This window comes from Bradyrhizobium zhengyangense, from assembly GCF_022012435.1.
Lineage (GTDB): Bacteria > Pseudomonadota > Alphaproteobacteria > Rhizobiales > Xanthobacteraceae > Bradyrhizobium > Bradyrhizobium zhengyangense.
Genome location: NZ_JAKLUA010000062.1, coordinates 1 through 2,752, shown reverse-complemented (window position 1 = coordinate 2,752; position 2,752 = coordinate 1). Strand labels below are relative to the sequence as shown.

Here is a 2,752-nt window from a genome sequence, read left to right as displayed (position 1 = left end):
CCCCGCAATGAAATGTTTTCACGTGGCCAAGACCCGGAAGAGACCTCCGCCGGTCAGGGCAATTGAATGTGTCGATTATCATTGCGTAATTAAATAGGGCAGGGTAAATTCTTTTTTAAGATGTCACGATATTGAGAACTTTTTGGGTTGGAATGAGGCGACTGTCATCGTCGAAGGGGAGGAGAAGAATGGTTGTCTTGAAGAAACTTCTTATCGCGCTGACCGGCTTGAGTGCTCTGGGTGTTGCAGGCTCTCTCTGCAGCTCAGCGGCACACGCTGATCCAATGGTGACCTATAGTTGGACTACAACGAGCCAAGGCTTCGGATTCAATCTCGGTCAACCTTCGACAGCTTCTTTTCAAGTTCCGCTCGTTGATGTTCAAAGTGGTGTTATTCAGCAGAGCGACATCACGAACATTCAGTTGGCCTATCCCGGTCTTTCTCTCGATACCTTCGTGGTCAGCAGCGGCGGGCTTGATGCGGCTGCTTTTGTTAATCCGCTCACGGGTGCCTTGATTTATCATGACCCTGATCAGGGTCTGGCGGTGATTGGGCAGGACAGCAATAACCCCTTCCTCACATTCTTGTCGATCACGGTCGATAATCGGTTTGGTCCGTTTGGCAATCCGCTGAACAGTGTGGCCGACCAGTTTAACGCGCTCAATAATGGTAACCCGGATGCCGGTTTTCCGACCGCGGGCTTCTGGACCGCGACGCTGCCCAGCGTGGCTCCTGCGGTTCCGGAGCCGTCAACTTGGGCCATGTTGCTGATTGGCTTCGCGGGGCTCGGTCTCGCTGGCTACAAACAGGCACGTCGCCGCGCGATCACGGTCTGAAATCCGCGCAAAAATGCGAAAGATGGAGCCGTCTTCGGGCGGCTTTTTCTTTGGTGCGGATCCTTTCGGATTGGCGCGTATCGAAAGAGTTGAGGTGGAAGGCGCCGCGCTTACCGACTTCCGGTCATGGCCGATTTTGTTGCAAAAGTCAGTTGAGACGAGGGGGCAAGCGTGATTCCGTTGTGTTGACGCGAATCGCGACGAGGTCGATCCATGATCGGGCCGTCTGAAGAGTGACCAAGGTCAACTGTTCTACGAGTTTCATCCCAGCGAGGCGGTTCCCGAAGATCATCTGGTGCGGAAGGTCGACACTGCTCTCGATCTGTCGTGGCTTCGCAGCGAACTTGCTCCTCACTATTCGTCCATGGGTCTCCCGTCGATCGATCCAGAGCTGATGATCCGGATGCTGATCGTGGGGTATGTCTTCGCGATCCGCTCGGAGCGGCTGCTCTGCCGTGAAGTGCAGGTGCAGCCGACGCCAACAAGCAGCGCTCGATCGCAGGTCAGGATTGGCGCAGGGACCGCGATCCGGCGAGATCAAGCCGCGCGGTGAAGGAGTATCTGGCGACCCTCGACGATACTGCGTGGGGCGCGGCCAGCTTCGTTATCCCGAAGTTCGTTTCGCCCTGCGGCGCAGTGGACCGGCGCTCACAAGGGAGCGGCATTCTTCGCTTACTCCGACAATTATCTCATCGACGTGACGTTCGGTATCATCCTCGATGTCGAAGCTACCCGCGCCATTCGCCAGGCCGAGGCCGGCGCGGCAAAGACCATGATCGAACGGACGGAGGAGCGCTTTGGTCTCAAGCCTGAGCGGCTTGTCGGGGATACCGCCTACGGGGCGGCCTCGTGCACCACCTGCTCAGGCTATGTGCGTCGCCTAGCGTTCGAGTTGCGTAAAGAGCGCCAGGACCGGCGGATCAACGCCGGTCGTTGATCGCCGAGCCAACGATCCACCGCCAACAGCCCGACTTATACAACAAAATCGGCCATGAACTGACTCACCGATGCTATGTTGCTCCAACTAGAAAGCCGCCCAAAGGCGGCTCTCGAATAAACCCGGTAATCATTGATCAGGCGGCCGTCGATGCCGGCTTGGGCTCTCGCCGATAGACCATGAATCCGATGCCTGCGAAGCCGAGGAGCATCATAGCCCAGGTCGAGGGCTCAGGCACGGCGCCCTGGATGTTCTGGAAGCGGAAATGGCCGTTCACCTGGCTCTCCTCGGTCGCGTCGCCGTAGTCGCACCCGGTCGGGCAGCCGCCCTGAAGGACGTATGCGTCAGTCAGGCCGCCCCCATTGAGGGTGCCCGAATGGATGTCCGCGTCGTTGACGTTCCAGTTCGCGCTAAATCCATCGCTAAAAGTTCCGATGATCAACAGCGTAATTCCCTGCTGGAAACTGCCAAACGGACCGTTAAATCCGCCTTGATTGCTAGACTCAGGGCTCGTGGCAAAGAACACGGTTTGCCCGGGAGCAAGTCCCACACCAGGAAAGAACACGCTGAAGTCACCGCTGAACTCCGAATGGGCGACATCGGCGAACGTCCCGACAAATGTCGTGTTGCCATTATTTGTAAACGAAACGTAGCTGGTGTCAGGCGAAGGGCTGAAAGGTGAATGTAAATCGAACCCAACACCAGGCGGCGCGTCTGAATAGGATGTGGTGACGTCGATGATGCTGTTGCCGGCGTGAGCGGCAGAAGCTCCTGCCATGAGACCAACTGCAAGGGCGGAGAGACAAAGTCGTTTCATTATCACCTCCCGATTTAATGCTTACGAAAAACTAAATTTAACTGGAGGGGCGCATAAACTGTCAAGACTCGATTTGCGAAAATATGTGACAGTTCCGCAAGATTGGCCGTTCGAGCATGTCTCTTCCGGGTCTTGGCCACGTGAAAACATTTCATTGCGGGA

At 56.4% G+C, this 2,752-nt stretch carries 2 protein-coding genes and 1 pseudogene; 2 read left to right on the top strand and 1 reads right to left on the bottom strand.

Going from position 1 to position 2,752, the window contains the following annotated elements:
* The first annotated feature begins 188 nt into the window (after positions 1-188).
* Together L6637_RS42095 and L6637_RS42090 are read left to right on the top strand one after the other, a co-directional pair.
* Positions 189-836, top strand: a complete 648-nt coding sequence (locus L6637_RS42095; protein WP_237874439.1) for a PEP-CTERM sorting domain-containing protein — start codon at positions 189-191, stop codon at positions 834-836.
* Between the two features lie 226 nt (positions 837-1,062).
* Positions 1,063-1,683 (top strand): annotated as a pseudogene (locus L6637_RS42090) (transposase); the annotation flags it as partial.
* 226 nt (positions 1,684-1,909) lie between these two features.
* Here L6637_RS42090 and L6637_RS42085 read toward each other — a convergent pair.
* On the bottom strand, positions 1,910-2,590 hold the full coding sequence (locus L6637_RS42085; protein WP_237874438.1) for a PEPxxWA-CTERM sorting domain-containing protein: 681 nt from the start codon (positions 2,588-2,590) through the stop codon (positions 1,910-1,912).
* Positions 2,591-2,752: the final 162 nt, after the last annotated feature.